General features: G+C 70.5%; 20 protein-coding genes and 1 pseudogene. 7 read left to right on the top strand and 14 right to left on the bottom strand.

What is annotated here, in order from left to right; translation table 11 throughout:
* The 4 genes from AB0J09_RS23220 to AB0J09_RS23235 form a co-directional block, all read right to left on the bottom strand.
* Nucleotides 1-1,676 (bottom strand): LuxR family transcriptional regulator (locus AB0J09_RS23220; protein WP_360694572.1); only part of this gene is annotated, 1,676 nt, incomplete at its 3' end.
* A gap of 28 nt (nucleotides 1,677-1,704) precedes the next feature.
* Nucleotides 1,705-2,145: an AMP-binding protein gene (locus AB0J09_RS23225; RefSeq protein WP_360694575.1), complete on the bottom strand. Its 441-nt coding sequence runs from the start codon at nucleotides 2,143-2,145 to the stop codon at nucleotides 1,705-1,707.
* A 143-nt stretch (nucleotides 2,146-2,288) separates the two neighbouring features.
* Nucleotides 2,289-4,706 carry a LuxR C-terminal-related transcriptional regulator gene (locus AB0J09_RS23230; protein ID WP_360694578.1) on the bottom strand — a complete coding sequence of 806 codons (2,418 nt, stop codon included), beginning with the start codon at nucleotides 4,704-4,706 and terminating at the stop codon, nucleotides 2,289-2,291.
* A 52-nt stretch (nucleotides 4,707-4,758) separates the two neighbouring features.
* On the bottom strand, nucleotides 4,759-5,499 hold the full coding sequence (locus AB0J09_RS23235) for an AMP-binding protein (RefSeq protein ID WP_360694581.1): 741 nt from the start codon (nucleotides 5,497-5,499) through the stop codon (nucleotides 4,759-4,761).
* Between the two features lie 221 nt (nucleotides 5,500-5,720).
* Between AB0J09_RS23235 and typA the strand changes: the two genes are divergently transcribed.
* The gene (typA, locus tag AB0J09_RS23240) at nucleotides 5,721-7,571 is read left to right on the top strand and encodes a translational GTPase TypA (protein ID WP_360694584.1); all 1,851 of its coding nucleotides are present in this window, start codon (nucleotides 5,721-5,723) and stop codon (nucleotides 7,569-7,571) included.
* Nucleotides 7,572-7,648: 77 nt separating this feature from the next.
* Here the strand turns inward: typA and AB0J09_RS23245 are convergent.
* The 4 genes and pseudogenes from AB0J09_RS23245 to AB0J09_RS23260 form a co-directional block, all read right to left on the bottom strand.
* Nucleotides 7,649-8,298 (bottom strand): annotated as a pseudogene (locus AB0J09_RS23245) (DUF2461 domain-containing protein).
* Between the two features lie 37 nt (nucleotides 8,299-8,335).
* Nucleotides 8,336-9,130 (bottom strand): polysaccharide deacetylase family protein, encoded by a 795-nt coding sequence (locus tag AB0J09_RS23250; protein WP_360694587.1) that lies wholly within the window; start codon nucleotides 9,128-9,130, stop codon nucleotides 8,336-8,338.
* A gap of 465 nt (nucleotides 9,131-9,595) precedes the next feature.
* Nucleotides 9,596-9,721 carry a hypothetical protein gene (locus AB0J09_RS23255; RefSeq protein WP_360694590.1) on the bottom strand — a complete coding sequence of 42 codons (126 nt, stop codon included), beginning with the start codon at nucleotides 9,719-9,721 and terminating at the stop codon, nucleotides 9,596-9,598.
* A 105-nt stretch (nucleotides 9,722-9,826) separates the two neighbouring features.
* Nucleotides 9,827-10,402 carry an XRE family transcriptional regulator gene (locus AB0J09_RS23260; RefSeq protein WP_360694592.1) on the bottom strand — a complete coding sequence of 192 codons (576 nt, stop codon included), beginning with the start codon at nucleotides 10,400-10,402 and terminating at the stop codon, nucleotides 9,827-9,829.
* A gap of 88 nt (nucleotides 10,403-10,490) precedes the next feature.
* On the opposite strand from AB0J09_RS23260, the gene AB0J09_RS23265 reads away from it, so the two are divergent.
* The gene (locus AB0J09_RS23265) at nucleotides 10,491-11,330 is read left to right on the top strand and encodes a DMT family transporter (RefSeq protein WP_360694595.1); all 840 of its coding nucleotides are present in this window, start codon (nucleotides 10,491-10,493) and stop codon (nucleotides 11,328-11,330) included.
* 70 nt (nucleotides 11,331-11,400) lie between these two features.
* A complete protein-coding gene (locus AB0J09_RS23270; RefSeq protein ID WP_360694598.1) occupies nucleotides 11,401-11,709 on the top strand; it encodes a hypothetical protein in 309 nt (102 codons plus the stop codon).
* Between the two features lie 409 nt (nucleotides 11,710-12,118).
* Here AB0J09_RS23270 and AB0J09_RS23275 read toward each other — a convergent pair whose 3' ends face one another.
* Nucleotides 12,119-12,703: a sigma-70 family RNA polymerase sigma factor gene (locus AB0J09_RS23275; RefSeq protein ID WP_360694601.1), complete on the bottom strand. Its 585-nt coding sequence runs from the start codon at nucleotides 12,701-12,703 to the stop codon at nucleotides 12,119-12,121.
* A gap of 246 nt (nucleotides 12,704-12,949) precedes the next feature.
* On the opposite strand from AB0J09_RS23275, the gene AB0J09_RS23280 reads away from it, so the two are divergent.
* Complete coding sequence (locus tag AB0J09_RS23280; RefSeq protein ID WP_360694605.1) at nucleotides 12,950-14,026, top strand: PLP-dependent cysteine synthase family protein; 1,077 nt, start codon at nucleotides 12,950-12,952, stop codon at nucleotides 14,024-14,026.
* A 7-nt stretch (nucleotides 14,027-14,033) separates the two neighbouring features.
* On the opposite strand, the gene AB0J09_RS23285 is transcribed toward AB0J09_RS23280, so the two are convergent.
* The gene (locus AB0J09_RS23285) at nucleotides 14,034-14,996 is read right to left on the bottom strand and encodes an iron-siderophore ABC transporter substrate-binding protein (protein ID WP_360694607.1); all 963 of its coding nucleotides are present in this window, start codon (nucleotides 14,994-14,996) and stop codon (nucleotides 14,034-14,036) included.
* Nucleotides 14,997-15,102: 106 nt separating this feature from the next.
* Between AB0J09_RS23285 and AB0J09_RS23290 the strand changes: the two genes are divergently transcribed.
* From AB0J09_RS23290 to AB0J09_RS23300, 3 genes are read left to right on the top strand one after another with little or no spacing between them, the layout of a single operon-like run.
* Entirely contained in the window at nucleotides 15,103-16,137 is a 1,035-nt protein-coding gene (locus AB0J09_RS23290; protein ID WP_360694610.1) for an iron ABC transporter permease, read from the top strand.
* A complete protein-coding gene (locus AB0J09_RS23295; RefSeq protein ID WP_360694613.1) occupies nucleotides 16,137-17,180 on the top strand; it encodes an iron chelate uptake ABC transporter family permease subunit in 1,044 nt (347 codons plus the stop codon). Before AB0J09_RS23290 ends, AB0J09_RS23295 begins: the two co-directional genes overlap by 1 nt.
* The gene (locus AB0J09_RS23300) at nucleotides 17,177-17,980 is read left to right on the top strand and encodes an ABC transporter ATP-binding protein (RefSeq protein WP_360694616.1); all 804 of its coding nucleotides are present in this window, start codon (nucleotides 17,177-17,179) and stop codon (nucleotides 17,978-17,980) included. The genes AB0J09_RS23295 and AB0J09_RS23300 overlap by 4 nt, the downstream gene beginning before the upstream one ends.
* Here AB0J09_RS23300 and AB0J09_RS23305 read toward each other — a convergent pair.
* The 4 genes from AB0J09_RS23305 to AB0J09_RS23320 all read right to left on the bottom strand — a co-directional run.
* Nucleotides 17,901-19,157: an MFS transporter gene (locus AB0J09_RS23305; protein ID WP_360694618.1), complete on the bottom strand. Its 1,257-nt coding sequence runs from the start codon at nucleotides 19,155-19,157 to the stop codon at nucleotides 17,901-17,903. The two genes, AB0J09_RS23300 and AB0J09_RS23305, sit on opposite strands and share 80 nt — an antisense overlap.
* 3 nt (nucleotides 19,158-19,160) lie before the next feature.
* Nucleotides 19,161-20,837 (bottom strand): tetratricopeptide repeat protein, encoded by a 1,677-nt coding sequence (locus tag AB0J09_RS23310; protein ID WP_360694621.1) that lies wholly within the window; start codon nucleotides 20,835-20,837, stop codon nucleotides 19,161-19,163.
* A 256-nt stretch (nucleotides 20,838-21,093) separates the two neighbouring features.
* The gene (gene ftsY, locus AB0J09_RS23315; RefSeq protein ID WP_360694623.1) at nucleotides 21,094-22,272 is read right to left on the bottom strand and encodes a signal recognition particle-docking protein FtsY; all 1,179 of its coding nucleotides are present in this window, start codon (nucleotides 22,270-22,272) and stop codon (nucleotides 21,094-21,096) included.
* Nucleotides 22,273-22,497: 225 nt separating this feature from the next.
* A partial coding sequence (locus AB0J09_RS23320) for an AAA family ATPase (protein ID WP_360694626.1) occupies nucleotides 22,498-25,627 on the bottom strand: 3,130 nt, incomplete at its 5' end.

Here is a 25,627-nt window from a genome sequence, read left to right on the forward strand (position 1 = left end):
CTGGCCAGGGCGAGCGCCTCCTCGCCGTAGCGCTGGGCCTGGTGCAGCCGGCCGCGGAAGAGCGCCAGGTTGAGCTGGGCGATCCTGGCCGTGGCCAGGTTGAACAGGTCGTCGTGGGCGGTGGCCGCCGCCTCCAGCTCCTCGAGGTAACGCCGTGCCTTCTCGCTCTGCCCGGTGCGGAAGAACACGGTCAGCGCCACGCCGTACGTCATGCCCAGCCAATGCGTGTACGGGTGCCGTTTCTGCTCCTCGACGCTCCGCACGACGAGCTCCTCCGCGCCGGCCAGCTCGTCGGCGAGCTCCAGCCCGTACGCCAGCGCGCCCTTGGCCACCGCGACCACGTCGGCGGGCACGCCGGACAGGTCGAGCGCGAGCAGCCGCTCGTGCCAGGCGGCGGTCTCGCCCAGGTCGCCGCGGGCGGCCAGCATCGCCAGCGCGACGCGGGCGAGGCGCAGCCCGGACGCCGGGTCGCGGCTCTCCACCGCCCAGTCCACCGCGTTCCTGGCGTCGTCGAGGAGGGCACGGCCCTCGGTGAAGTGCGCGAACCGCTCCTGCCACGGCTTCCTGCGGTCGAGCGAGGCCGCGTCGTGGCCGCGCTCCAGCTCCTCGCAGATCACCTTCAGGTGCCTGTCTCGCAGGCGCCCGGCCTCTCCGGCCTCGTCCAGGCGCTCGGCGGCGTAATGCTTGATGGTCTCCAGCAGGCGGTAGCGGCCGGCGGCGTGGTGGAGCACCAGCGACTTGTCGACCAGGCCGCCGAGCAGGTCGAGCAGGTCGATCTTGCGCAGGATGCCGCCGTCGGCGCACACCCGCTCGGCCAGGCCCAGGTCGAACAGCCCGGCGAAGACCGACAACCTGCGCAGCAGCACGCGCTCCTTGGGCAGGAGCAGTTCGTGGCTCCAGTCGACGGTGGCCAGGAGCGTGCGCTGCCTGGCCGGGGCCGTGCGGTCGCCGGTGGTGAGGAGGCTGAAGCGGCCGCCCTTGCGAACGGCGATGCGATCGGCGATGCGGCCGGGGCCGAGCAGGCTGGTGCGCGCCGCCGCCAGCTCCAGCGCGAGCGGCAGGCCGTCGAGCGCGTGGCACAGGCGTACGACGTCGTCCATGCTGCCCGTCACCCCGCGCGCGCCGGCCGCGTGTGCCCGCTCCACGAACAGCAGCACCGACTCCGCCTCGGGATGCCGCTCATCCGGCAGCTCCAGCGGCGGCACCCGCCAGATCAGCTCGCCGGGGATGTGCAGCGGCTCGCGGCTGGTGAGCAGGAACCGCAGCTCCGGGCACTCGGCGATCAGGTCGGCCACCAGCTCGGCGCAGCGATCGACCAGGTGCTCGCAGTTGTCCAGCACGATCAGCGCGCCGGCTCCGCGCAGGCGCGTGCGCAGGCCGTCGAGCAGCCGCCCGGGCACCTCGTCGCGTACACCGAGCACCTCGGCCATCTCGCTGACGATCAGCGCCGGGTTGCCGATGCGGGCCAGCTCCACCAGCCACACGCCGTCGGCGAAATGGTGCGACTGCTGCGCCGCCACGCGCAGGGCCAGGCGGGTCTTGCCGATGCCGCCCACGCCACTCAGCGTGACGACGCGTTCTTCGTGGAGCAGCGCCGCCAGCTCGGCCAGATCGCGGGTGCGCCCGACGAAACGGTTGGGCTCAGCGGGGAGATTGTGCAGGACTTGCGCGGTCATGTGGGGGCCCAAACAGGTCGCGGGAGGATCACATCCGGTGCATAGTCTCCACCGCTTCAGGGTCTGATGCGGTCACTTTCCGTGCAGAGTCGTTACTGTCTGGATACGAATGCAGGGCGCCGAGGTCCGCGACGCTCATGACGACCCTTACGCGTGATTCGTCCGCCGCGTCGAGCGCCTGCGGCACATCGGAGATCATCACGCGGGCGCCGCTCGCCTGCATGCGGTCCCTGAGGGCGCCCGCGTCGAGCTCGGGGGGCAGCGGCCAGACGACGCCTCCCGCGGCGATCACCGCGTCGGTCGCCACCAGCAGGTCGGGCCCGACGGGCAGGCAGATGAGCACGGCGTCACCCGCGCGTACACCTCTGCGCCGCAGCTGGACGGTCGCGACGGCGGACCTCTCGTCCAGCTGCTCCTCGGTGAGCTTCAGGCCCGTGCCCGAGTCCACCATGACGATCCGCTCATCCATGTGGCCCACGGTAGGGAGGGGGTCTCGTGCGTACATGGGGCGGAATATGCAGATCCTTATGCAGAAGCGCCTGCACCATCACACACTCGCCGTGCCCGCCGCCTACACACCCGCGCCGAAGCGCCGGGACGCCCTGAGGATCGTCAGTCCGGAGGGCTCGGGTGCTTGGCGGCCCACACCGCTATCTGCGCCCGCGACGTGTAGCCGAGCTTCTCCATGATGTTGGCGATGTGCCGGGCGACGGTGGCGGGGCTGATCACCAGCTCGGCCGCGATGGCCCGGTTGGACAGCCCCCGGGTGAGCAGGCTGGCGATCTCCTGCTCACGTGCGGTCAGCAGCGAGTGTTTGACCGGCTCGGCCGCCACGGGCATCCTCTGCGTCATCCGCTCGCCCTCCAGCACGCGGCGGGCGGCGTCGTCTGGGCTCATCGCCCGCCCCTGCGACCACAGCGAGGTGGCGCGTACGTCGCCCAGCTTGGTGCGGGCCCGGCCGAGCAGCTCCTCGATCCTGATCGTGGACGACTGCTGGCCGATCGACTCGCGAAGCGTTGCCGCCGCGCCGGCGGCCAGCACGGCGCCCTCCAGATCGCCTTCGCACTCCGCCAGCACGGACAGCCCCACCAGACAGCGGGCCACACCCTGCCGCTGCCCGGTCTCCCTGCCCAGGGCGAGGCTGGCGCCCAGCCACTCCCGCGCGGTGGCGAACTCGCTCAGCAACGCCGCCACCCTGCCCATCCTGGCCAGGCAGCGCGACAGATCGAGGTCGCTGCCCATCTCGCTCAGCCATGGGACGGCCATCTCGTACTGGGCCTTGGCGGTCACCAGGTCGCCGCGGAACTCGGCCACCGCGCCGAGCTGGGTCGCGGTCCTGGCCATGATCCAGCGATGGCCGTGCTCACGGGCCCGCGCGAGCGCCTCCTCGCCGAGCCGCTGCGCCTCGCGCAGCCGGCCGCGGGTCAGCGCCACCGCCGACAGCCCGGCCAGCCCCGCCGCCTGGTTCCACGCGTCGCCCGAGCGGGTGGCCAGGGTCAGGCCCTCTTCAGCGTGGTGCACCGCGTCCTCGGACCTGCCCATGCGCAGCAGTACGACGACGATGAGGCTGTGCATGACGCAGCGGGCGTACGCGTTGGACGGCGACATCCCGGCCAGGCTCTCCTCGGCCAGCTCCAGGGCGCGGCTCAGCTCGTCTCTGGCCTCCAGGCCGTAGGCGAGGTACGCCTTGGCCTGCGCGATCTGCTCGGGCGGCACATGAGTCAGGTCGAGCGAGAGCAGCCGCTCGACCCAGGTGACGATCTCCGTCAGGTTGCCGCAGATGGGCAGCAGGCCCGTGCTGCTGGCACACAGGCGCAGGGCGAGCAGCACGCTGCCGGACTCGGCCGCCCAGTCGAGTGCCACCCGCTGGTCGTCGACGAGGCTCTTGCTCATGGTCAGCGCCTCGAGCCGGCGCGCCCACGACACGCCCTGCTCGACCATCTCGGTCATGAAGTGGCGCTCCTGCAGCTCGCAGAGCACGTGAAGGTGCCGCTCGCGCAGGACTTCGCGCTCGCCGGCCTGCTGGAGGCGCTCGACCGCGTACCGCTTGATGGTCTCGAGCAGCCAGTAGCGCCTGCGGCTCTCGTCGCACAGCACCAGGGACTTGTCGACCAGCCCTCCGAGCAGATCGACGATCTCCGCCCCGGAGATCGGCCGCCCTGCGCAGATCTGCTCGGCGAGGTCGAGGTCGAAGTCCCGGGGGAACACCGACAGCCTGCGCAGCAGCACCTGCTCCTTCTCGGACAGCAGGTCGTAGCTCCACTCGACGGCCGCCAGCAGCGTGCGCTGCCTGGCGGGAGCGGTCCGGCCGCCGGTGGTGAGCAGCGAGAAGCGGTCGTCGATGCGGTCGGCGATCTGCCCGGGACTGAGCAGGCTCGTGCGCGCCGCGGCCAGCTCCAGCGCGAGCGGAAGCCCGTCGAGCGCCTGGCACAGGCGCACCACGTCGGGCAGGCTGTCGGGGCCCAGCCTGGTGCCGGCGGCCGCCGCCCGGTCCATGAAGAGCTGCACGGACTCGGCGTCGGGACCGCCCGTGTCGGGCAGGTCGAGCGGCGGCACCCGCCAGATCAGCTCGCTGGCGATGTGCAGCGGCTCCCTGCTGGTGGCCAGGATGCTCAGCCGCGGGCAGGCCGCGATCAGTGCCGCGCTCACCTCGGCGCACCTGTCGATGAGATGCTCGCAGTTGTCGAGGAGCAGCAGGCACCGCAGATCGCGCAGCCGGTCGGCCACGGTGGCGAACACCGGGCGGCCCGCCTCCTCGCACACGCCGAGCACGCGGCCGACCTCCTGGTCGACCAGCTCCGGGCGGCGCACCTTGGCCAGCTCTACCAGCCAGACGCCGTCGGGGTACGCGGGCACGAGCCTCGCGGCGACACGCAGCGCCAGCCGGGTCTTGCCGATGCCTCCGACCCCGCACAGCGTGACCACGCGGGTCTCGCCGAACAGTCCGCGCAGGTCATCGAGATCGCGCTCGCGGCCCACGAACCGGTTGGGCTCAGCGGGAAGGTTGTGCTGCCTGGGGGGCTCTGGCATGTGGTCACCCTGCGTCGCTGAAGGATCACACTCTCCCACAGTGTCGCACTTTTCACAGCCCGAGCGAGCTCACGATCGCCCTTTCGTCGACGACACGCAGAACGGGGTCACCGAGCAGCCGTCTGGCCAGGTCATACGGCGCGACGACCATCGTGGCCCGGCGCTCGGCGGCCAGCACGCGGCAGCCGATCAGGCTCGGCTCGTGGGCGACGATGACGTGGGCGCCCGCCGTCATCGCCAGATCGACCACCCTGAGGCCCTTGAACGGCTCGCTCACCGCGCTGATCACGACGTCGTCCTTGCCGATCACCAGGCGGGAGGCGAGCTTACGCAGGTCGCCCGCCAGCGTGTCGTGGCGGAACGTCCGCCCGCCGTCGATGATCGCGGGGCCCGCCAACGGGCCGAACTCGACGGTGCGGTCGCCGATCAACTCGCTGAACGGCTTCGCCCCCGCCACCGGCTGGAACGAGAAGACCTGCTCGACCTCCGCCACGGCGGAGTCGTAATCGCGCTGCGTGATCATGAAGCGGGCCGCCCCCGAGGCCGCGAGGACCGCGACCCCGCCCGCCCAGGCCACGGCGTGGACCGCGACGGGCAGCGTCGCGCCGAGCGGGACGTTGACGATGACGTGGTCACCCGGCTTCAGGCCCTGGAGGCGCAGGCCCGCCGCGGCACGGGTGACGCGTCTGACGAACGCGGAGTATGACACCACCTCGCCGGTCCTGACGTCGCTGACCGCCGGCTGATCCCCCTGAGTCGGCGCCGCGGCCATGACCAGCTCTGTCCACGTCATGCCGTCAATCTAGGGACGCAGGCCACGCTTGCCATGCGCACAATTGTGCAACCCGCTATGTACGTGAAGTTTCCCATGCGTACAAGGGGGTCCCCAGTATGTAGGCCAGCATCCCCCTGCCGTTCGCCGTGCGCCGCGCTGGCATTAGGGGGGATCAACTAGACTTATGTAGTCGCGACTTCGCGCGGCCGACCCCACCTCACATAGAGCGAGACGTCATCATGCCTTTGAACAGCCGCGACGACCTGCGGAACATCGCGATCATCGCGCACGTCGACCATGGCAAGACCACGTTGGTCGACGCCATGCTCTGGCAGTCCGGGGCCTTCCGCGCGAACCAGGACGTCGACGACCGCGTCATGGACTCCAACGACCTCGAGCGCGAGAAGGGCATCACCATTCTCGCGAAGAACACCGCGGTCCAGCACGGCGGCATGACCATCAACATCATCGACACCCCCGGCCACGCCGACTTCGGCGGCGAGGTCGAGCGCGGCCTGTCGATGGTCGACGGTGTGGTGCTGCTGGTCGACGCCTCCGAGGGGCCGCTGCCGCAGACCCGCTTCGTGCTGCGCAAGGCGCTGGCCGCGAAGATGCCGGTCATCCTCTGCATCAACAAGGTCGACCGCCCGGACGCCCGCATCAAGGAAGTCGTGGACGAGGTCTACGAGCTGTTCATGGACCTCGACGCCACGGAGGAGCAGATCGACTTCCCGATCGTCTACGCCTCCGCCAAGGCGGGCCGGGCCTCCATGGAGCGCCCCGAAGACGGCGGCATGCCCGACTCGCCGGACCTGGAGCCGCTGTTCGACATCATCAAGTCGACCATCCCGGCGCCGACGTACGACCCGAACGCCCCGCTCCAGGCCCACGTCACCAACCTCGACGCCTCCTCCTACCTGGGCCGCATCGCGCTGTGCCGGATCCACCAGGGCGTCATGCGCAAGGGCCAGCAGGTGGCCTGGTGCCGCACCGACGGCACGATCCAGCGCGTCAAGGTGACCGAGCTGCTCATGACCGAGGCGCTGGAGCGCAAGCCGGCCGAGGAGGCGGGCCCCGGCGACATCATCGCCATCGCCGGCATCCCCGAGATCATGATCGGCGAGACGCTCGCCGACCCCGACGACCCGCGCCCGCTGTCGCTGATCACGGTGGACGAGCCGGCCATCTCCATGACCATCGGCACCAACACCTCGCCCCTGGTCGGCAAGGTCAAGGGCTCGAAGGTCACCGCCCGCATGGTGAAGGACCGCCTCGAGAAGGAGCTGGTCGGCAACGTGTCGCTGCGCGTGCTGCCCACCGACCGGCCCGACTCCTGGGAGGTCCAGGGCCGCGGCGAGCTGGCGCTGGCCATCCTGGTCGAGCAGATGCGCCGCGAGGGCTACGAGCTGACCGTGGGCAAGCCGCAGGTGGTCACCAAGACCGTCGACGGCAAGGTGCACGAGCCGGTCGAGCGCCTCACGGTCGACTGCCCGGAGGAATACCTCGGCGCGATCACCCAGCTCCTGGCCGTGCGCAAGGGCCGCATGGAGCACATGACCAACCACGGCACCGGCTGGATCCGGATGGAGTTCGTGGTCCCGGCGCGCGGCCTGATCGGGTTCCGTACGGAGTTCCTCACCGAGACCCGCGGCACCGGCCTGGTGCACCACGTGTTCGACTCCTACGAGCCCTGGTTCGGCGAGCTGCGCACCCGTAACAACGGCTCCCTGGTGGCCGACAGGTCCGGCCCGGTGACGGCGTTCGCGATGCTCAACCTGCAGGAGCGCGGCACCCTGTTCGTCTCGCCGACGACCGAGGTCTACGAAGGCATGATCATCGGCGAGAACTCCCGGTCCGACGACATGGACGTGAACATCACCAAGGAGAAGAAGCTCACCAACATGCGCTCCTCCACCAGCGAGGAGACGGAGAAGGTGATCCCGCCGCGCGTCCTCTCGCTGGAGCAGGCGCTGGAGTTCATCCGCGAGGACGAGTGCGTGGAGATCACTCCTGATGCCGTGCGCATCCGCAAGGTCGTGCTCGACGCCGCCACGCGCGGTCGCGCCGCGGCCCGCGCCAAGCGCGCCTGAGATTTTCCGGCCGTTCATCACCCCCGGGGCAACCCCACAGGTGCCCGGGGGCTGATGGCCGGTGGGGCCCGGGTGGCTCAGCGGCGGGGGAGTTCGCTGCCGCGGACGTGGGTGCAGAGCCAGTCGACCAGCGGGGCGTAGGCGCGCCACGTGTGCGTCACGCGCGTGAGCACCTCCGCCGTGTGCACCCAAGGCTCCGGCTCGAACTGTATGCCCGCGTAGAGCGACTTGTGCCGCAGCAGCTCGATGCGCGGGTGGTCCTCCGTGAAGCCCCGCGGTTTGGTCTTGAGCCGCTCCCCGTACAGCGCGTAATCCTGGGCCACGAGCGCCGACGTGATCGACTCCAGCGGCTTGCCCGACAGGTCCTCGTCCACGGCCGCCCGATAGCGGGCCACCTGGTCGGTGGCCTGCGTGTAGAAGCCGCCCGCCGTGAACAGCCCTGCCGCGCTCACCTCAACGTAAAGCCCGATCCCAGGCTGAAGGTCCACAAAGGCACCCTGGTGGGTCTTGTACGGCGACTTGTCCTTGGAGAAGCGCACGTCCCGATAGGGCCGGAAGAGTGCGCGGACCCGAACTCCGGGGCCAGCTCGTCCGTGAGCGCGAGCATCGGCTCCCGGACCGCGTCCTCATAGAGGTGCTTGTGCCGCGCGAAGTAGGTCTTCGAGTTGTCCGCCTCGAGCCCCTCGTAGAACAGGAACGCCTCGTCAGGGAAGCCGCTGAAACCCATGTCCCAAGGGTGCCACGCCCCACGGGCACGACGGACATCAGCGCTCGGTGTACGTCCGCCCAGGTGAAGGCGTCTTGCCGTACAGCTCCGAGACCGTGACGAACGTATAGCCCTTCTTCTGGAGGATGTCGAGCAGGGCAGGCACGGCCTCCACGGTGGTCCGGTGGATGTCGTGCATGAGGACGATCGAACCGGGCTTGGCCTCGCCGGCCCGCTTGGCCACGAGGGAAGGCACGCGGTTCAGCCAGTCGAGCGTGTCCACGCTCCAGAGGATCTGCGCCAGCCCCTCACGGCGCGTCTCCGCCGCGACATCGTGGTTCGTCGACCCGTACGGCGGCCGCATCACCCGCATCCGCACCCCTGTCAGCTTCTCCACAAGGTCCTCAGTGTGCTGGAGCTGCCGTTTGAGCTCCTCGGGTGACAGCCCCGTGAGCGATGGATGGCTCCATGAGTGGTTGCCGAGCTCGTGGCCCTCGTCCACGATGCGGCGCATGATGCGGCCGTCCTTGTCGGCCGCCACCATCTGCCCGACGACGAAAAAGGTGACCTTGACGTCACCCTTGTGCAGCATGTCGAGCAGCCGGTCGGTGTAGTCGCCCGGCCCGTCGTCGAAGGTCAGGGCCACACACTTCAGTTTCGAGCAGTCGAACTTACGGCTGCGCGGCCAGCCGGCCCCCTGGATCGACATCAGTCGTCTGGCCAGTGCCTCGGGATTGACGGCGGCCGGCCTGATGGGCACGATCGGCGCCTCAGGCTGCCGGCGGCGCGCCACCGAATAGGTGACGCAGAGCGCCACAACGAGCAGGGCCAGCGGCAGAGCCCATACGCGCATGGTTCCCCCCGAAACGCCGCGCGCGGGGGCTTACGGATAGTCCTGGGCCGGTTTCCCCCGCAATTCCCTGGCCAGGTCGTCCCACCAGAGTGGGATATCGGCCTGCAGTTCCTTGCAACGGCGCGCCACGCGTATGGCACATCCAACCGGATCCGTACCCAGATGCCGACGTTTCGCCGACCCTTCCTGCCAACGGTAAAAACCATCTCTATACCGCACTACCAGGCCTATCCACACAGAGATGGTCTCCCCATCGCCTACCTCGTACGCGCTGGTGACGCCCAGACCATGGAGCTCCACTTGGAGCTTCTCCGTCGCCGCTCGGGCCTCACTCACACGCCACCCCCTGCCGACGCTCCGCCGTACACCAGGGATGTACCCAGCAACGGGCATCAGCCGTCCAAGACAGGGAGTAATCGCCAACTGCTATCGACCGAGGCCGGCGGCAGCCTGCTCTCAGTGTGTTCACGCCTCACGAGGCGGCGCAGCGCCCGCCGCGCCGAGCTTCGTGGCGTGCCGGCCGGCGCAGGGGGCGATCGCCCGCACGGCTGCCTGCGCGCCCAGCCCGGTGACCTGTTTACAAAGCGCCATCGCACACCTCCTGTCACGCGAGCCTCACTTGACGCACAGGTTACCGAGTGTGACCAACCTTTTCCATGGCGTTTCCAAGAAGCTTGCCCTCGGGTCCCGCGCCTGTCATTGGTCGTGGGTATCCTGCGGCTCCGCGACCACCATCACGAATCTGAGGTCCTCCTCACCTCCGTTCGCGTAGCGATGGGGCCGGTCGGCGGTGAAGAGCACCGCGTCGTCCTTCCCGATCACATAGCTCTTGCCGTACACGGTGAGCGTCAGCTCGCCGTCCAGCACGGTCAGCATCTCGCGGGTGCCCGGCGGGTGGGCGTCGCCGTCGTGGTGCTCGCCGGGCGCCAGCCGCCAGTCCCACAGCTCCAGGATCATCGGCACGTCCGCGCCGACCAGCAGCCGCGCCTGCACATCTCCCTGGTCGAACGTGACCACGTCGGCCTTGCTCACGATCCGCACCGTGGGCACGTCGGCGACCTCGACGAGCCTGGCCACGGTGACGCCCAGGGCGGAGGCGATCCGGGTGAGCGTGGAGACGCTGGGATTGGTCCTGCCCTGCTCCACCTGGACGAGCATCCCCCTGCTCACCCCAGACCTGGCGGCCAGCGCGTCCAGCGTCAGCCCGCGGTGCGAGCGCTGGGCGCGCACGTTGTTGGCGATGGCCTGGTTGATCAGATCCGGATCTTCCACGCAGTGCAGTCTAGTGAATTCCATTTGCAATGAACTGTACTCTTTGTGTTGTACTAAGAGTGCAACCTGTTGAACCGGAGGGCTACCGATGACCGTGATCCTGGCGGCCGCGTGCGCGGTCGTGTACGGCACGGCCGACTTCTTCGGCGGCCTGGCCACGCGGCGCTCTCAAGTGCTGTCCGTCGTCGTGTTGTCGCAGCTCGCGGGCCTGGCGCTGATCCTCGGCCTGCTGCCGCTGCTCCCGGGCACGGCCAGCACGCCGGCCCTGTCGTGGGGCCTGGCGGCGGGCCTGTCGGGCGCGGCCGGTCTGGTGCTGTTCTACCGGGCGCTGGCCACGGGCGTCATGTCGGTGGTGGCCCCCACGACCGCCGTCACCTCCGCGGCGCTGCCTGTGATGTTCGGGCTGGCGACAGGCGAGCGGCCCGCGTTCTGGGCGCTGGTGGGCGTGGCCCTGGCGCTGGGCGCTGTGCTGCTGGTCAGCCAGGACAAGTCCGCCGAACGGAGCGGCTCGGTCACTTCGGTGCTGGTCGCGCTGGCCGCCGGGGCCGGGTTCGGCGGCTTCTTCATCCTGCTCGCCATGGCGCCGCACGAGGCGGGCCTGTGGCCGCTGGTGGGCGCCAGACTGTCCTCGGTGACGGTCGTGGCGATGCTGGCCCTGGCCACGCGGCGGACGCTGAAACCGGGCCCGGGCTCGCTGCACATCATCGTGGCGGCGGGCGTGCTCGACATGGCGGCGAACGTGCTCTACCTGCTGGCCCAGCAGGACGGCCTGCTCAGCCTGGTCGCCGTGCTGGTCTCGCTCTATCCCGCGAGCACCCTGCTGCTGGCCAGGCAGGTGCTGGGCGAGCGGCTGCGGGCGATCCAGGTGGCCGGTGTGGCCTGCGCGCTGGGGGCGGTGGCGTTGATAGCCGTTGCGCAGCCCCTCTAGCGCTTGCTACGTTCCGCCCGTGCGCCCTGGCCGGGCACGTTCCGATGGCGAGTCGCTACGGCATATCGCGGTGCCGTACGACTCAGATGAGGCGTTTCTCCGCCTGGCCGTTCCACATGTGCGCTCCGCCCTCGCAGAGGGCAGGCACGTGCTGGTGATCACGTGCGCGGCCAAGCTCTCCTTGCTGAAAGACGCCCTCGGCCCCGACGCCGGGCGCATCGACGTCTCCACCACGTGGTACGGCCACCCGTACCGGACTCTGGCGGCCTACCACGAGTACACGCGCGGCCGCCGCACCCTCGTCATCTGCGAGCCCAGCTGGGCGCGGACGGCGAGTCGGCGAGCACCCGCTTCGTCGAGCCCCACGAGCTGGTGCTGAACGGCGACCGCGCGCCCCTTGCGGAGCCGGGCGACGACGCCCGGACGATCCCCTTCACCGCCCGCGAGCTGAGGCGGCTGCGCCGGACCGTCAGCGACTACGCCAGGGCGGCCGGCATGAACCCAGAACCTCGGAGATTCGGTTGCCGCGCCGGCATGGTGACCGTAAGAGTAACGGCCGATCGAACGAGTGAGCGATAGCCAAGCCGCTTGGGAGATCGCACAGCACCACAAGGCGGCCGGGCCGGTCGTCTCAGGGGTGGAGACCTCGGGGTTGCTGAGCCCGAATCCCCTCGGGGATACGGGCTCTGGATCAGCCGACAGCTCTGCGATCTCGTCGAGCTGCGCAATGAAGGCGGCGCGCTACGCGTCCGCCTTCATCTCACTATGAGGTCCTAGGGGACGGGGTTTCAGGCCGCGCGCTGGGCGGGGAGCCGGACGGCGCCCTCCTCGCGGGCGTACTCCTCCAGCATGCCGCGCAGCTGGCGGCGGCCCCGGTGGAGGCGGGACATGACGGTGCCGATGGGCGTGCCCATGCGCTCGGCGATCTCCTTGTACGCGAACCCCTCGACGTCCGCCAGGTAGACGGCCACGCGGAAGTCCTCGGGGAGCGCCCGCAGGGCGTTCATGACGACACTGTCGGGCAGCCGGTCGAGCGCCTCGGTCTCGGCCGAGCGCAGACCGGTCGAGCTGTGCGACTCGGCCGCGTGCAGCTGCCAGTCCTCGATGTCCTCGGCGGCCGACAGCTTGGGCGAGCGCTGCTTCTTGCGGTAGTCGTTGATGAAGTTGTTGGTGAGGATCCGGTGCAGCCACGCCTTGAGGTTCGTGCCCTCCCGGAACTGGTGATACGACGTGTACGCCTTCGCCACCGTCTCCTGTACCAGGTCTTCCGCGTCAGCGGCGTTGCGGGTCAGGCGCATGGCGGAGGCGAACAGCTGCGACGTCACGGGCACGACATCGCGCTCGAACCAGTCCTGACGCTGCTCATCGGTCATAGTGATCAATTCATTCCCCCTTGCGCTATCCCCCGTTCCGGCACAAGCCGCCTGCGGGCGGATTCCATCATGGCAAGTCCCAGGTAAGGGACGCGTTAGAGATCCGCCTTGGTCAGAGGGGGTTTCCGTCCATCTGCTCGCGGCGTGTGTCATCACGTCCACGGCCGGACAAGTCTCATTATCATAACACTAGCCGCCCATTTTTTGGGAAATAGTGGCGAGAGTCACATGGGATAGCGTATAGGCATGAGTTTCGTGGACCGTCACGACCCGGGGACGCGCCGCTGGGTGGCGGAGGCCATACGCAAGGTCGAGGCCGACGCCAACCGTAGCTGCGACACACATCTGCACGTCTTTCCGCTGCCCTCGCACTGGGGTGTAAACCTCTACTTGAAAGACGAGTCGGTGCACCCCACTGGTTCACTCAAACATCGACTTGCTCGGTCTCTCTTCCTGTACGGCCTGTCCAACGGCTGGATAGGCCCCACCACGACGATCGTGGAGGCGTCGAGCGGATCCACGGCAGTGAGCGAGGCGTACTTCGCCCGCCTGCTCGGCCTGCCGTTCAGCGCGGTCATGCCCGCGTCCACGTCACCGGAGAAGTGTCACCTCATCGAGTTCTACGGTGGGAAATGTCACCTCGTGGCGGATCCGCGCGCGATCTATGAGGAATCTCACCGTCTGGCCGCCGAGACCGGCGGCCATTTCATGGACCAGTTCACCTACGCGGAGCGGGCCACCGACTGGCGTGGCAACAACAACATCGCCGAGTCCATCTATTCCCAGATGTCCATGGAGCCCCATCCGGAGCCCGCGTGGATCGTGGTGGGCGCCGGCACCGGCGGCACGTCCTCCACCATCGGCCGCTACATCCGCTACCGCCGCCACGCCACCCGCCTGGCCGTCGTCGACCCGGAGGGCTCGGCCTTCTACCCGAGCTGGATCTCCGGCGACACCTCGGTCACCGCGCCCGGCTCGCGCATCGAGGGCATCGGCCGCCCCCGCGTGGAGCCCTCGTTCCAGCCGTCCGTCATCGACCGCATGATCGCCGTGCCCGACGCCCGCTCGATCGCCGCCATGCACTGGACTCGCGAGGTCACAGGGCTGGACGTGGGTGGCTCGACGGGCACGAACGTGGCGGGCTGCGTGGACCTGATCAGCGAGATGCGCGCGGCGGGCGAGCAGGGCAGCATCGTCACGCTGATCTGCGACAGCGGCGACCGCTACCGCGGCACGTACGGCAACCCGCAGTGGCTCGGCGAACAGGGCCTCGACATCGACCCCCACCTGGCGGAGCTGCGCACGTTCCTCAACGGCTCGTAAAGGGGCCTCAGGTCCTCGCCGGGTCCACGGAGAAGAGCTTGGCCACGTCGTCCAGGATCGCGTGCGCGCCCTGGATCCCCACCGCGGTCATCCAGGTCAGGTCCTCGACCTCGTGCTTCTCGCCCTTGAGCTTGCTCCAGAGCGGGTTGTTCATGAACTTCTCCTTGGGCTCCTCAGCCGACGGATCCGGATATGTCGCGACGAAGATGTGGTCGGCGTCCAGGTCCGAGATCCGCTCCTGGCTGACGTCCACCGCGATGGCGTCCTGCTTGGTCGGCTGCCCCTCGGGCCGCGGGAAACCGACGTCCTTCATCACCAGGCCGGAATAGGAGTTCTCCACATACAGCCGGACCGTCGGCTCGCCGGCGAACCGCACGACCGAGATCGTCGGCATCTCGCCGTCCTTCGCCTTGACGGCTTCGCCGATCTTGGCCGCTCGGCCCTCGTACTCCTTGATCCTGGTGTCGGCGAGTTGCTCCTTGCCCAGGGCCTGCCCCATGAGCCGGAGGTTCTCCTTCCAGATGGCCCCGGTGGTCTCGCTGAACACGGTTGGCGCGATCTTGGACAGCTTGTCGTACAGGGCCTCGTGCCGGACCTTGGCCGAGACGATCAGGTCGGGCTTGAGCGCCATGATCTTCTCCAGGCTCGGCTGCTCCAGCGTGCCGACCTGGGTGGCCTCCTTGCCGTACTGCTCGGCGACGGTCCCCAGGTAGGCGGGCAGCTTGTCGTCGAGCGACCGGTACGTCGTGTACCCCACCACCGGCGTCTCCAGCGTGAGCACCGCGTCGACGAAGCTCTGGTCGAGCGCCACCACCCGCTTCGGCTGAGCAGGGATCACGGTCTCGCCCATCGCGTGCTTGACGGTCCTGAACGCGGAGGAGGCGGCCTCGGGTTTCTCCGCCGCGGAAGAACCGCAGGCGGCGAGCCCCGCTATCAGGACAGCACCGACCAGCACGCGCAACGATCTCATCAGATCCCTTTCCAGAACCCAGCAAGTTAGGCAACCCTAAATTAGGTTAGCCCTGCCTAAGCTGGCATACTTCACCAGGATCGGGCAAACGCTGAGGAGGGCATGGGTGAGTGCGACCGCCGTGGCACCGCGCCTCCATGACCTCCGGCACAGGCGGCTCACCATCCTGCTCGCCCTGCTCGCCGCCGTACTCGTCGCGGTCGTGCTGAGCATCACGATCGGCTCCAAGTCCGTGCCGCTCTCCGACGCCTGGCACGCCCTCACCGCTCCCACCGGGACCGAGAACGACATCGTGATCCGCTCGCTCCGCATCCCCAGGACCGCCTTAGGGGTCCTCGCCGGGATCGCGCTCGGCGTGGCGGGCGCGCTCATGCAGGGCCACACCCGCAACCCGCTCGCCGATCCCGGGCTGCTCGGCGTCACGCAGGGCGCGGCGTTCGCGATGGTGGCCTCGATCATCCTGCTCGGCGCCTCCAGCCTGCCGGCCTACATCTGGTTCGGCCTGGCCGGCGCGCTGATCGCCAGCGTCGGGGTGTTCGCGCTCGGCATGGTCGGCGGCAGGGGCGGCCCGACCCCGGTCACGCTGGCGCTCGCGGGCACCGCGGTGAGCGCTCTGCTGTACGCCCTGACCTCGGCCATCGTGCTGCTGAACGAGCAGGCGATGGACGTGTTCCGCTTCTGGCAGGCCGGCTCCATCGCGGCCAGGGGCGCGGACGTGGTCTGGCAGGTGCTGCCGTTCATCCTCGTGGGCCTGGTGCTCGCGATGGTCAACGCGCCCGGCCTGAACGCGCTCTCCCTGGGCGAGGACGTGGCCAGGAGCCTCGGCCAGAACATCGCCCTGACCCGGACCGTCGGCGTCGCCGCGGTGACGCTGCTGTCCGGCGCGGCCGTCGCGGCCTGCGGCTCGCTGGCGTTCGTGGGCCTGATCGTGCCCCATCTGGCCCGCCCGCTGTCGGGCACCGACCACCGGTGGCTGCTGCCGTACTCGGGGCTGGTCGGCGCGGCGCTGCTGCTGCTCGCCGACGTGATCGGCCGCGTGGTGGCCCCGCCGGGAGAGCTGGAGGTAGGCGTGGTGCTCGCCCTGCTCGGCGCGCCGTTCTTCGTCGCGCTCGTACGCCGCAGGAAGCCAGTGCGACTGTGATGACCGCTCTCCCCCTGCGCCTCGTCGGCCTGTCCTGGCGGGTACGGCTGCGCGGCGCCGCCGTCACCCTGACGGGGCTCGTCCTGATCGCCCTGCTCATGGCTCTGAACATGCGCATCGGCGAGATCCCGATGACCTTGCCGGAAGTGGTCGCGGGCACGTTCGACGTCAACAGCGCCGCCCACTTCGTCATCATGGAGCTGCGCCTGCCGCGCGCCCTCACCGGCGCCCTGGTCGGGGCCGCGCTCGCGCTGTCCGGCGCGATCATCCAGTCCATCGCGCGCAACCCGCTGGCCAGCCCGGAGATCCTCGGCGTCACCACCGGCGCCTCCGTGACGGTCGTGGCCGGCGTCGTGGCCAGCGGCAGCGCGTACGGCGGCGCCAGCGGCCTGCTGGCCACCCTCGGCATCCCCGCGCTGGCCCTGCTCGGCGGACTGATCGGCGCGGCCATCGTCTATGGGCTCGCCTGGCGGCGCGGCCTGGACGGCTACCGCCTGGTGCTGGTCGGCATCGGCGTGGCCGCCGTGTTCACGAACATCAAGTTCTGGCTCCTGACCGTCGGCGACGTCAACGACACCGGCCGCGCCATGGTCTGGATCAGTGGCTCGCTCAACGGCCGCGGCTGGGAGCACGTGACGCCCACGGCGCTGACCCTGGCCGTACTCGTGCCGCTGACCCTGCTCGGCACCCGCTCACTCGACGCCCTGCGCTTCGGCGACGACACGATCGCCGCGCTCGGCGTCCGCACGAACCTGGCCCGCGCGCTGATGATCCTGGCCGCCGTGCTGCTGGCCGCCGTGGCCACCGCCTCCGCGGGCCCGATCGCGTTCGTGGCCCTCGCCTCGCCGCAGATCGCCCTCAGGCTTACCCGCTCCGCCCAGCCGCCGCTGCTGTGCTCGGCGGTCGTCGGCGCCGTGCTCACCGCCGCCGCCGACCTGATCGCCAGGACTGTGTTCTCCCCGCTGGAGCTGCCCGTCGGCATCGTCACCGCCGTGCTGGGCGCCCCGTACCTGATCCACCTGATCTGGAGGTCCCGCAAATGAGGCTGCAGGCCGCCGGCGTCAAGCTCGGATACGGCGAACGGCTGGTGGTCGACGGCCTCGACCTCGCCATCGAGGCGGGCACCGTGACCACGATCATCGGCCCGAACGGCTGCGGCAAGTCCACGCTGCTGCGCGCGCTGGGCCGCCTGCTCAGGCCTCAGGGCGGCGAGGTGCTGCTGGACGGCAAGCGCATCGACAAGATCCCCACCCGGGAGGTCGCCAAGATCCTAGGCGTGCTGCCCCAGGCGCCCACCGCTCCCGAGGGGCTGACCGTGGCCGACCTGGTGGCCAGGGGCAGGCATCCGCACCAGACGTGGTACCGGCAGTGGTCGTCGGACGACGAGGGCGCGGTCGCGGCCGCGCTGGACATGACGGGCCTGGCCGACCTGGCGGAGCGTCCGCTGGACGAGCTGTCGGGCGGCCAGCGGCAGCGGGCGTGGATCTCCATGGCCCTGGCCCAGGGCACCGACCTGCTGCTGCTCGACGAGCCGACCACGTTCCTGGACCTGGCGCACCAAGTGGAGGTGCTGGAGCTCGTACGGCACCTGCACCAGGAGGCGGGCCGCACGGTCGTCATGGTCCTGCACGACCTCAACCTGGCCGCGCGCTACGCCGACCGGCTGGTGGCCATGCGCGCCGGCAAGGTGATCGCCGCGGGCACCCCGCACGAGGTGCTGACCGAAGAGCTGCTGCGCGAGGTGTTCGACCTGGACGCCAAGGTCATCGAGGATCCGGTGGCGGGGACTCCCCTGGTGGTTCCGATCGGGCCGCGTTCGCATCCTGGAGGGCCTCGAGCCTGACCCGCCGCAGCGGCGACCACGCCACGGCCGCCGCGATGGCGATCCAGCTCGCCCCGGCGAAGGCCATCAGCGCGTACGCGTCGCGCACAAAGGACTCGAACACCCCGTTCGCGAACGAGGCCAGCGGGATGGACAGGAAAGCGATCATCCTGGCCGTGCCCAGCACCCGCCCGAGCAGCTCGTTGGGCACGAGAAGCTGGCGGACGGTCGCGGTGGCCACGATCGACGTTCCCGCGGCGGCGAACTGCCCCAGCCACGCGAGCCCGATCAGCGCGGGACCGCGCGCCACGATCATCAGCAGCATCGCCAGGCCGCCCGCGAAGACCGCCCAGCAGATCACCCGCCCCGGCGGGTACCGGCGGATCAGGCGACTGCCGAGCACCGCGCCCAGCACCGCGCCCGCCCCCTGGAAGGCGTAGACGACGCCGATCTCGCCCGGCGTGAAGCCGTGATAGGAGCTGAGGTAGTAGACCAGGCCGGCCAGCAGCAGCCAGACGCCGAAGTTGCAGGCCAGGGAGGTGAGCGCGGTGGTGAGCACTACCCTGTCACCGCGCAGGAGGAAACGCAGCCCCTCGCGCATGTCCGCGAGCACCGAGCGCCCCCGGGCCACCGCCACGGCCGGAGCCGTCCTGATGAACCAGATCAGCAGCGCCGACGCCAGGAAGGTCCCTGCGTCGGCATAGACCGCGACCTCGTAGCCGAAGCTCACGACGAGCGCGCCGCCGGCCACCGGGCCGATCATGTTCACCGCGTGCTCGCCCATGTGGATGCGGGCGTTGGCCTGCGGCAGCCGGTCCACGTCGACCAGCGAGGGCACGATCGACCTGAACGCGGGCTGGTACAGCGGATCGACGCAGGCCAGCAGGAACGCCACCGCGTAGATCGGCCAGGGCCGCGACACCCCCGCGCTGACCATGACCGCGAGCACGATCGTGATCGCCCCGGAGACGAGGTCGCCGAGCACCAGCACGCGCCTGCGGTCCAGCCGGTCCGCCAGCACCCCGCCGAACATCCCCAGCGCCAGGTACGGCAGGTACTCCACGACGTAGACCAGCCCCGTGCCCAGCGCGGACCCGGTCAGGTCGTAGACCAGCAGCGGGAGCGCCAGCCGATAGATCCAGGCACCGAACGACGAGGCGAGGAACGCGCTCAGCAGCAGCCAGTAGCGCCTGCCCATGGGTCAGACCTCGGCGAGCGCCCGCCCGACGTCCTCGTCATCAGGAGCCAGCTCCGCGGCTCTGAGCAGGTCCTCCTTGGCCCTGCCCGCCAGCCCCGCGGCCCGGTAGACCACGGACCTGTTGAACAGCAGCTCCGCCGTCTCCCCCAGCTCGAGCGCGTGCGTCAGGTCGCCCAGCGCCTCGTCGTGGTCACCGCGCTCGAAGGCCAGCTCGGCCCGGCCCGCCCAGGCCGCCACCAGCCCGGGGTCGATCTCCAGCGCCCCGTCGAACGCGGTCCGCGCCTCCGGGTGCCTGCCCTCGGCCAGCTCCACCTGCCCGAGCACGCACAGCAGGTGGGGGTCGCGCGGCGTCAGCCCCAGCCCGCGCACCACGTCCTCCCTGGCCCTCGTGTAGTCCCCCAGCCCCGCATGGATGCCGCTGCGGTTCACGTACGCGGACACGAACTCGGGGTCCAGCTCGAGCGTGTGGTCCAGGTCGGCGCGGGCGCCGTCGAGGTCGCCCGAGGCGAACCGGAGCTCGGCCCTGTTGTAGTACGCCTCGGGGAAGGGCGGGCTGAGCCGCATGACCGCCTCGTAGTCGGCCAGGGCCTCGTCCGGCCTGCCGAGCCGGTGCAGCAGATTGCCCCGCTCGAGGTAGTAGTCGGGATAGCCGGGGTCGGCCTCGACGGCCCGCGTGTAGTCGGCCAGCGCCTCCTCCGTCCTGCCCGCCATGGCCAGGAGCTGCGCCCTGTTGGCGTACAGCACCAGCCGGTGTATCGGGTGCTCGCCGGCCAGGTCGACCTCGGCCAGGTCGATGGCCTGCCGTACGAGCTCCATCGCGGCCTCGTGACGGCCCCTGCGCACCTCCACCAGGGCCTTTCCGTTGAGGTCGAACCCGAGGTGGAAGGCGCGTTCACGGCGGTCCGGCAGCAGCGACGTGATCGTGATCGCCTCGTTGATCCAGGCCAGGGCCTCTTCGGGGTCGCGCCGGGCCGGGTCGTGGTGGCGTACCAGGATCATGGCGGTGGCGTACCCGATGGTGGCGCGATGCTTGGGGTCGGTGCTGTGGCGCCTGGCCCTGTCGTACAGCTCGCGGGCCTGGTCCTCGCGCTCGATGGCCTCCAGGGCGGCGGCGACGCGCTGCTGGAGGTGCCGCCAGCCCTCCGGGTCGTCCTCGTACGTCATGACGCGCAGCGCTTCCAGGCCCGACTCCGCCATGGCGTGGTGGAAGCCCTCGTCGCGATAGCGGTCAAAATCCTCACATAACGGCCCGGCGCTCGGGGCCGACGGACCCTCGTCGATCCGCAGCAGCCCAGGATCGACCCTGCGCCGCAGCACGGCCACCAGCTCGGCGTCGGTGTGGTCGGCCTCGCCCAGATTAGTCACGGTCACGGCCAGCGGACCCGCGCGGCGCAGGTGGTCGCGGACGAACTCGGCCAGCCCGTTCGCCACCCGGAGGCTGCGCCGGGCGCCGGGCACGAGAATGCGCTGCCCCCTGGGCAGACTGCCGGCCAGCGAGCTCCTGCGCTCGGGCACGGCCTCGCGTAAGCCGGGCGCGGCGGCCCGGATCTCGATGTCGTACGCGGTGACCAGGTCGGACCAGCGCTCAAGCGCCTGGGGGACGAGGTGGCCGAGGAGCCCGGCCGCGAACGTGTAGGGGCCGCCGATCCGGCGGTCGGCGTCAAGGATGATCGTGTCCACAGGGGCCCTTCTCCGTGGTGGCCGGCGTCCCCGCACGAGACGCCGGCCGGGCGGCTTACTGGCCGTGCCTCGGCGAGGCCGCGGCGGTCGGCTTCACGGTGCCTGGCCGGTGAACGACGATCTTCTTCATGTACGCCCCTTTGCGCGGAATCGAGCGATGACCGATACATGTCAACACAGAGAAATGGCGCAAAACAACGTTTATCTGGTAATGGCTATTTCTTCGCTAATTAACGAATGACCGGAATTGTCCCGGTTAGTCCCCCAGGATCGCGTCCACGAACACCTCGGGGTCGAACGGCGCCAGGTCGTCGGGCCCCTCGCCCAGCCCTGCGAGCTTGACCGGCACCCCCAGCTCCCGCTGCACCGAGATCACGATGCCACCCTTGGCGGTGCCGTCGAGCTTGGTCAGCGCGATCCCCGTGATGTTGACCACCTCGGCGAACACCTGGGCCTGGCGCATGCCGTTCTGGCCGGTGGTGGCGTCGAGGACGAGCAGCACCTCGTCGACCGTGGCCTTCTTCTCGATGACCCGCTTGACCTTGCCCAGCTCGTCCATGAGCCCGGTCTTGGTGTGGAGGCGGCCCGCGGTGTCGACGATGACGACGTCCACCTTCTCCTCGATACCCTTGGCGACCGCGTCGAAGGCCACGGAGGCCGGATCGCCGGCCTCAGGGCCGCGCACGACGTCGGCGCCCACCCGCTCGCCCCAGGTCTGGAGCTGGTCGGCGGCCGCCGCCCGAAAGGTGTCGGCCGCGCCGAGCACGACCTTCTTGCCGTCACCGACGAGCGAACGGGCCAGCTTGCCCGTGGTGGTGGTCTTGCCGGTGCCGTTGACGCCCACGACGAGCACGACCGCGGGCCGCTCGCCGTGCTTCTGGACGTGCAGCGTGCGGTCGAGGTCGGGGTTGACCTGGGCGAGCAGCTCCTGCTTCAGCAGCTCTCGCACCTCCTGGGGAGTGCGGCTGCCCAGCACCTTGACCTTGGTACGCAGGTCCTCGACGACGGTGCGCGTCGGCGCGACGCCCATGTCGGCGCTGATCAGCTTCTCCTCGACCTCGTCCCACACCTCGTCGTCGAGCCGGTCGCGGGAGAGCAACTCGAGCAGCCCGCGCCCGAGCGCGCTCTGCGAGCGCGCCAGCCGCGAGCGCAGCCGCACCATCCGGCCCGCGGACGGCGGCGGCACCTCGATCTCCGGCTTGACGACGGCCGGCTCGGCGGGTTTGACCGGCGGCGGGAGCGTGGTGGTCGCGCCTTCGCCCTCCTCGCCGAGTCCGGCGGGACGCTTCTCCTTCTCCTCGGGAAGCACGGGCGTCTCTGGCGGCTTGACCGGCGGGGCCGCCTTGCGACCCGGCCTGAAGTACAGCAGAAGACCGCCGGCCGCCAGCAGGGCGACGACGGCCACGATCACTATGACGCCGAGGTAACCATCCACAAGATGTCAGTTTTCCAGATCGACCGGCATGGTCATGCCCAAGGCCACTCCGATCAGACCCAACTCGCGCCTCTCGCTTCGCCCTCGGCGAGCCCATGCCCGGCCTCGAACGGTCCGGTCGCCCACCGATGGGCCCGCTCCCTGAGGAAACCTCCGCCCCGCCGTCCGGGGTCGCGGTCCTTCGGGTGGGAGGAAGTGGCCTCGAGGTCCGGCGCGGCGCGGGGGTCAGGCCGACTCGCGCTCGCGCAGCCGCTGACTGACCACCTGCGTCACGCCGTCGCCACGCATCGAAACGCCGTAGAGCGCGTCGGCGATCTCCATCGTGCGCTTGTTGTGGGTGATGACGATCAGCTGCGAGCTCTGCCGCAACTCCTCGAACAACGTCAGCAGCCGCTGCGTGTTCGTGTCGTCGAGCGCGGCCTCGACCTCGTCCATCACGTAGAACGGTGAGGGCCGCGCCTTGAAGATGGAGATCAGGAACGCCACGGCGGTCAGCGAGCGCTCGCCGCCCGACAGCAGCGACAGCCGCTTGACCTTCTTGCCCGGCGGCCTGGCCTCGACCTCGATGCCGGTGGTCAGCATGTCGTTGGGCTCGGTCAGCACCAGCCGGCCCTCGCCGCCGGGGAACACCCTGGTGAAGATCTGCTCGAACTCGCCGGCCACGTCCTCGTACGCCGAGGCGAACATCTGCTCCACCCGGTCGTCGACCTCCTTGACCACGGTCAGCAGGTCGCGCCTGGTCTTCTTGAGGTCCTCGAGCTGCGAGTTGAGGAACGCGTGCCGCTCCTCCAGCGCCGCGAACTCCTCCAGCGCGAGAGGGTTGACCTTGCCGAGCTGGTTCATCTGCCGCTCGGCGGCCCTGGCCCGCTTCTCCTGCTCCTCGCGCACGTACGGCACGGGAGGATCGCCGGGGACCGGAGCCTCGGGACCGTACTCGGAGATCAGGGACTCGACCTCGACCCCGAACTCCTCCAGCGCCCGCTGCTCCATCTGCTCCAGCCGCAGCCGCTGCTCGGTGCGGGCGACCTCGCTGCCGTGCACGCGGTTGACCAGCTTGTCCAGCTCCTGGCCGAGCTCGCGTACCCGGAGGCGGACCTGCTTGAGCTCGGCGTCGACGGCGACCCTGGCGAGGTCGGCCTCGTCGCGTTCCCTGGAGGCGAGCTGGATGGAGGACTCGAGCGCTTTGAGCACCTGCCTGGCGCCCTTGCTGACGGACTCGGCCACGACCGCCTGCTGGCGGCGTCTGGCGCGCTGGGCGGCCGCCTGGGCGCGTTCCTGGCGCTCCCGCTGGGCGGCCCGCATGAGGCCGTCGGCGCGGCCCTCGATGCCCTTGACGCGCTCTTCGGCGGTGCGGACCTGCAGGCGGGTGTCCATCTCGCGCTGCCTCGCGGCCTCGCATGCGCTCGCCAGGTCGTCGCGGAGGTCGGTGGTGGGCTCGGACTCCAGCTCCTGGGCGTACTCGGCCTCGGCCAGGCGGATCTCCAGCTCGGCCAGTTCTTCCAGGCCTTCGGTACGGGACTCTTCCGCTCTGGTGACGCTCTTGGCGAGGCGCTCCGCCTCGTCGTGGGCGGCGTTGGCGGCGGCCTCGAGCTGGGCCAGGCGCTTGGCGGCGGCGGCGTTGCGCTGGTCGGCCTCCCGCTGGCGGCCCCTGACCTGGTCGAGAGTGCCCTGGGCAGCGCTCACGCCCGCCTGGGCGGTGGTGACGGCGGTCTGGGCCTCGCTGACCTTCGCCTGGGCGGCCTCCAGCGCCGCCTGGGCCGCGTGCTCCCGCTCGATCGCCTCGTCCAGCGCCTCGGCCGTCTCCTCCGACCTGCGCTCGGCCTGCTCCAGGTCCCTGATGGCCTCGTCGAGCGCGGCGCGTACCTGGAGCACGGAGGTGCCGCCCTCTGCGCCGCCGCTGGCCAGATGGGCGCCCACCAGGTCGCCCGCCTTGGTGACCGCCCTGAGCCCGGGGTGGCGGTCGGCGACCGAGCGTGCGGCTTCGAGATCCGCCACGACCACGACGTCCGCGAGCACGTGGTCGAGGGCGGGCCGCAGGTGATCGGGGACCGCGACGAGGTCGGCGGCCCACTGAGCGCCCTCTGGAGCCGCGGCACGCGTACGCGGGGCTCCGCGTGAGAAGGACCCACCGGACGTCTCGGCGTCCTCCGTGGCGTCGGCCAGGAAGCCCGGGTGGTCGTCGTCGGCACCGGCCGGCAGGGCCACCAGGAGGGTCGCCTGGCCCCCGCCCTGAGTGCGCAGCAAGTCCAGCGCCTCGACGGCCGTGTCCAGGGTTTTGACCGCGATCGCCTCCGCCACGGGACCCAGCACGGCCGCCACCGCCAGCTCGGCACCGGGCGTGACCTGCATCGAGGCGGCCAGCGGCCCCAGCACCCCGGCCAGGTCCGCGTCCAGCAGGGCCGCGCCTCCGTCGCCCTTGGCGAGCCCCAGCTCCAGGGCGTCCCGGCGGGCGACCAGAGCGGCCACGGAGCGCTGCGCCTCCTGGTCGGCGGCTCGTGCGGTGACCACCCCGGACTTGGCGGCCTGCAGGGCGGCGCGCGGCGCGTCGAGGCCCGACTTGGCCTCCTCCACCGCGGCTCGCGCCTCGTCGGCGACGGCCCTGGCCTCCTCCACCAGGGCCTGCGCCGTGGCAAGCTCCTCAGCGAGCGCCGGATCGACCGCGGGCTCCTCCAGCCGCTGCGCCTCCAGGTCCTCCCTGGCGCGCCGCTCGCGCTGGGTCGCGTCGGCCACGGCCTGCTGGAGCCGCCCGATCTCCTCCTCGGCGGCCCGTGCCCGGCTCCGTACGGAATCGACCTGCCCGCGCAGCTTGGCCAGCCCCTCGCGGCGGTCGGCGGCGGCCCGGGCGGCCAGGGCGAGCCGCTGCTCCTCGGCGCTCAGCTCGGCCTCGGCCTCCGCCCGCCGCTGGACGGCCTCCTCCAGCAGCTCGTGCGCCTGCTCCAGCTCCGCCCTGAGTATCAGCTCGCGCTCGCGCACCTCGGCCGCCTCGCGTTCGAGGTCCTCGGGGTCGCGGCCGCGGCGCTCGATGGCGGCGGCGTCGAGTGCGTGGCGGTGCCGCTCGGCGGCGAGCTGCGCCAGGCCGGTGATGCGCTCACGCAGCGACGAGAGGCGGAAGTACGTCTCCTGCGCGGCGGCCAGGCGGGGCTGCGTCTCGGCCTCGGCGGTCTCAAGCGCCGCCTCGCGCTGCTGGCCCTCGGCCAGCTCGGTCTCCACCTGGTTGCGCCTGGCCATGATCGCGGCCTCGTCGGCGGCCTCGCGCTCCAGCGTCGTACGCAGGATGCACACGTCGTCGGCGAGCAGCCGCAGCCGGGCGTCACGCAGGTCGGCCTGGATGACGGCGGCCTTGCGGGCGATCTCC

This window comes from Nonomuraea sp. NPDC049784 (assembly GCF_040659615.1).
In the GTDB taxonomy this organism is placed as follows: domain Bacteria; phylum Actinomycetota; class Actinomycetes; order Streptosporangiales; family Streptosporangiaceae; genus Nonomuraea.

Bases quoted from the DNA above. Each gene is read 5' to 3' on its own strand.
- AB0J09_RS23225 (WP_360694575.1), bottom strand. From the start codon at position 2,145: ATGGATGAGCGGATCGTCATGGTGGACTCGGGCACGGGCCTGAAGCTC.
- AB0J09_RS23230 (WP_360694578.1), bottom strand. From the start codon at position 4,706: ATGCCAGAGCCCCCCAGGCAGCACAACCTTCCCGCTGAGCCCAACCGG.
- AB0J09_RS23235 (WP_360694581.1), bottom strand. From the start codon at position 5,499: ATGACGTGGACAGAGCTGGTCATGGCCGCGGCGCCGACTCAGGGGGAT.
- typA (WP_360694584.1), top strand. From the start codon at position 5,721: ATGCCTTTGAACAGCCGCGACGACCTGCGGAACATCGCGATCATCGCG.
- AB0J09_RS23250 (WP_360694587.1), bottom strand. From the start codon at position 9,130: ATGCGCGTATGGGCTCTGCCGCTGGCCCTGCTCGTTGTGGCGCTCTGC.
- AB0J09_RS23255 (WP_360694590.1), bottom strand. From the start codon at position 9,721: ATGGCGCTTTGTAAACAGGTCACCGGGCTGGGCGCGCAGGCAGCCGTG.
- AB0J09_RS23265 (WP_360694595.1), top strand. From the start codon at position 10,491: ATGACCGTGATCCTGGCGGCCGCGTGCGCGGTCGTGTACGGCACGGCC.
- AB0J09_RS23275 (WP_360694601.1), bottom strand. From the start codon at position 12,703: ATGACCGATGAGCAGCGTCAGGACTGGTTCGAGCGCGATGTCGTGCCC.
- AB0J09_RS23280 (WP_360694605.1), top strand. From the start codon at position 12,950: ATGAGTTTCGTGGACCGTCACGACCCGGGGACGCGCCGCTGGGTGGCG.
- AB0J09_RS23285 (WP_360694607.1), bottom strand. From the start codon at position 14,996: ATGAGATCGTTGCGCGTGCTGGTCGGTGCTGTCCTGATAGCGGGGCTC.
- AB0J09_RS23295 (WP_360694613.1), top strand. From the start codon at position 16,137: ATGACCGCTCTCCCCCTGCGCCTCGTCGGCCTGTCCTGGCGGGTACGG.
- AB0J09_RS23300 (WP_360694616.1), top strand. From the start codon at position 17,177: ATGAGGCTGCAGGCCGCCGGCGTCAAGCTCGGATACGGCGAACGGCTG.
- AB0J09_RS23305 (WP_360694618.1), bottom strand. From the start codon at position 19,157: ATGGGCAGGCGCTACTGGCTGCTGCTGAGCGCGTTCCTCGCCTCGTCG.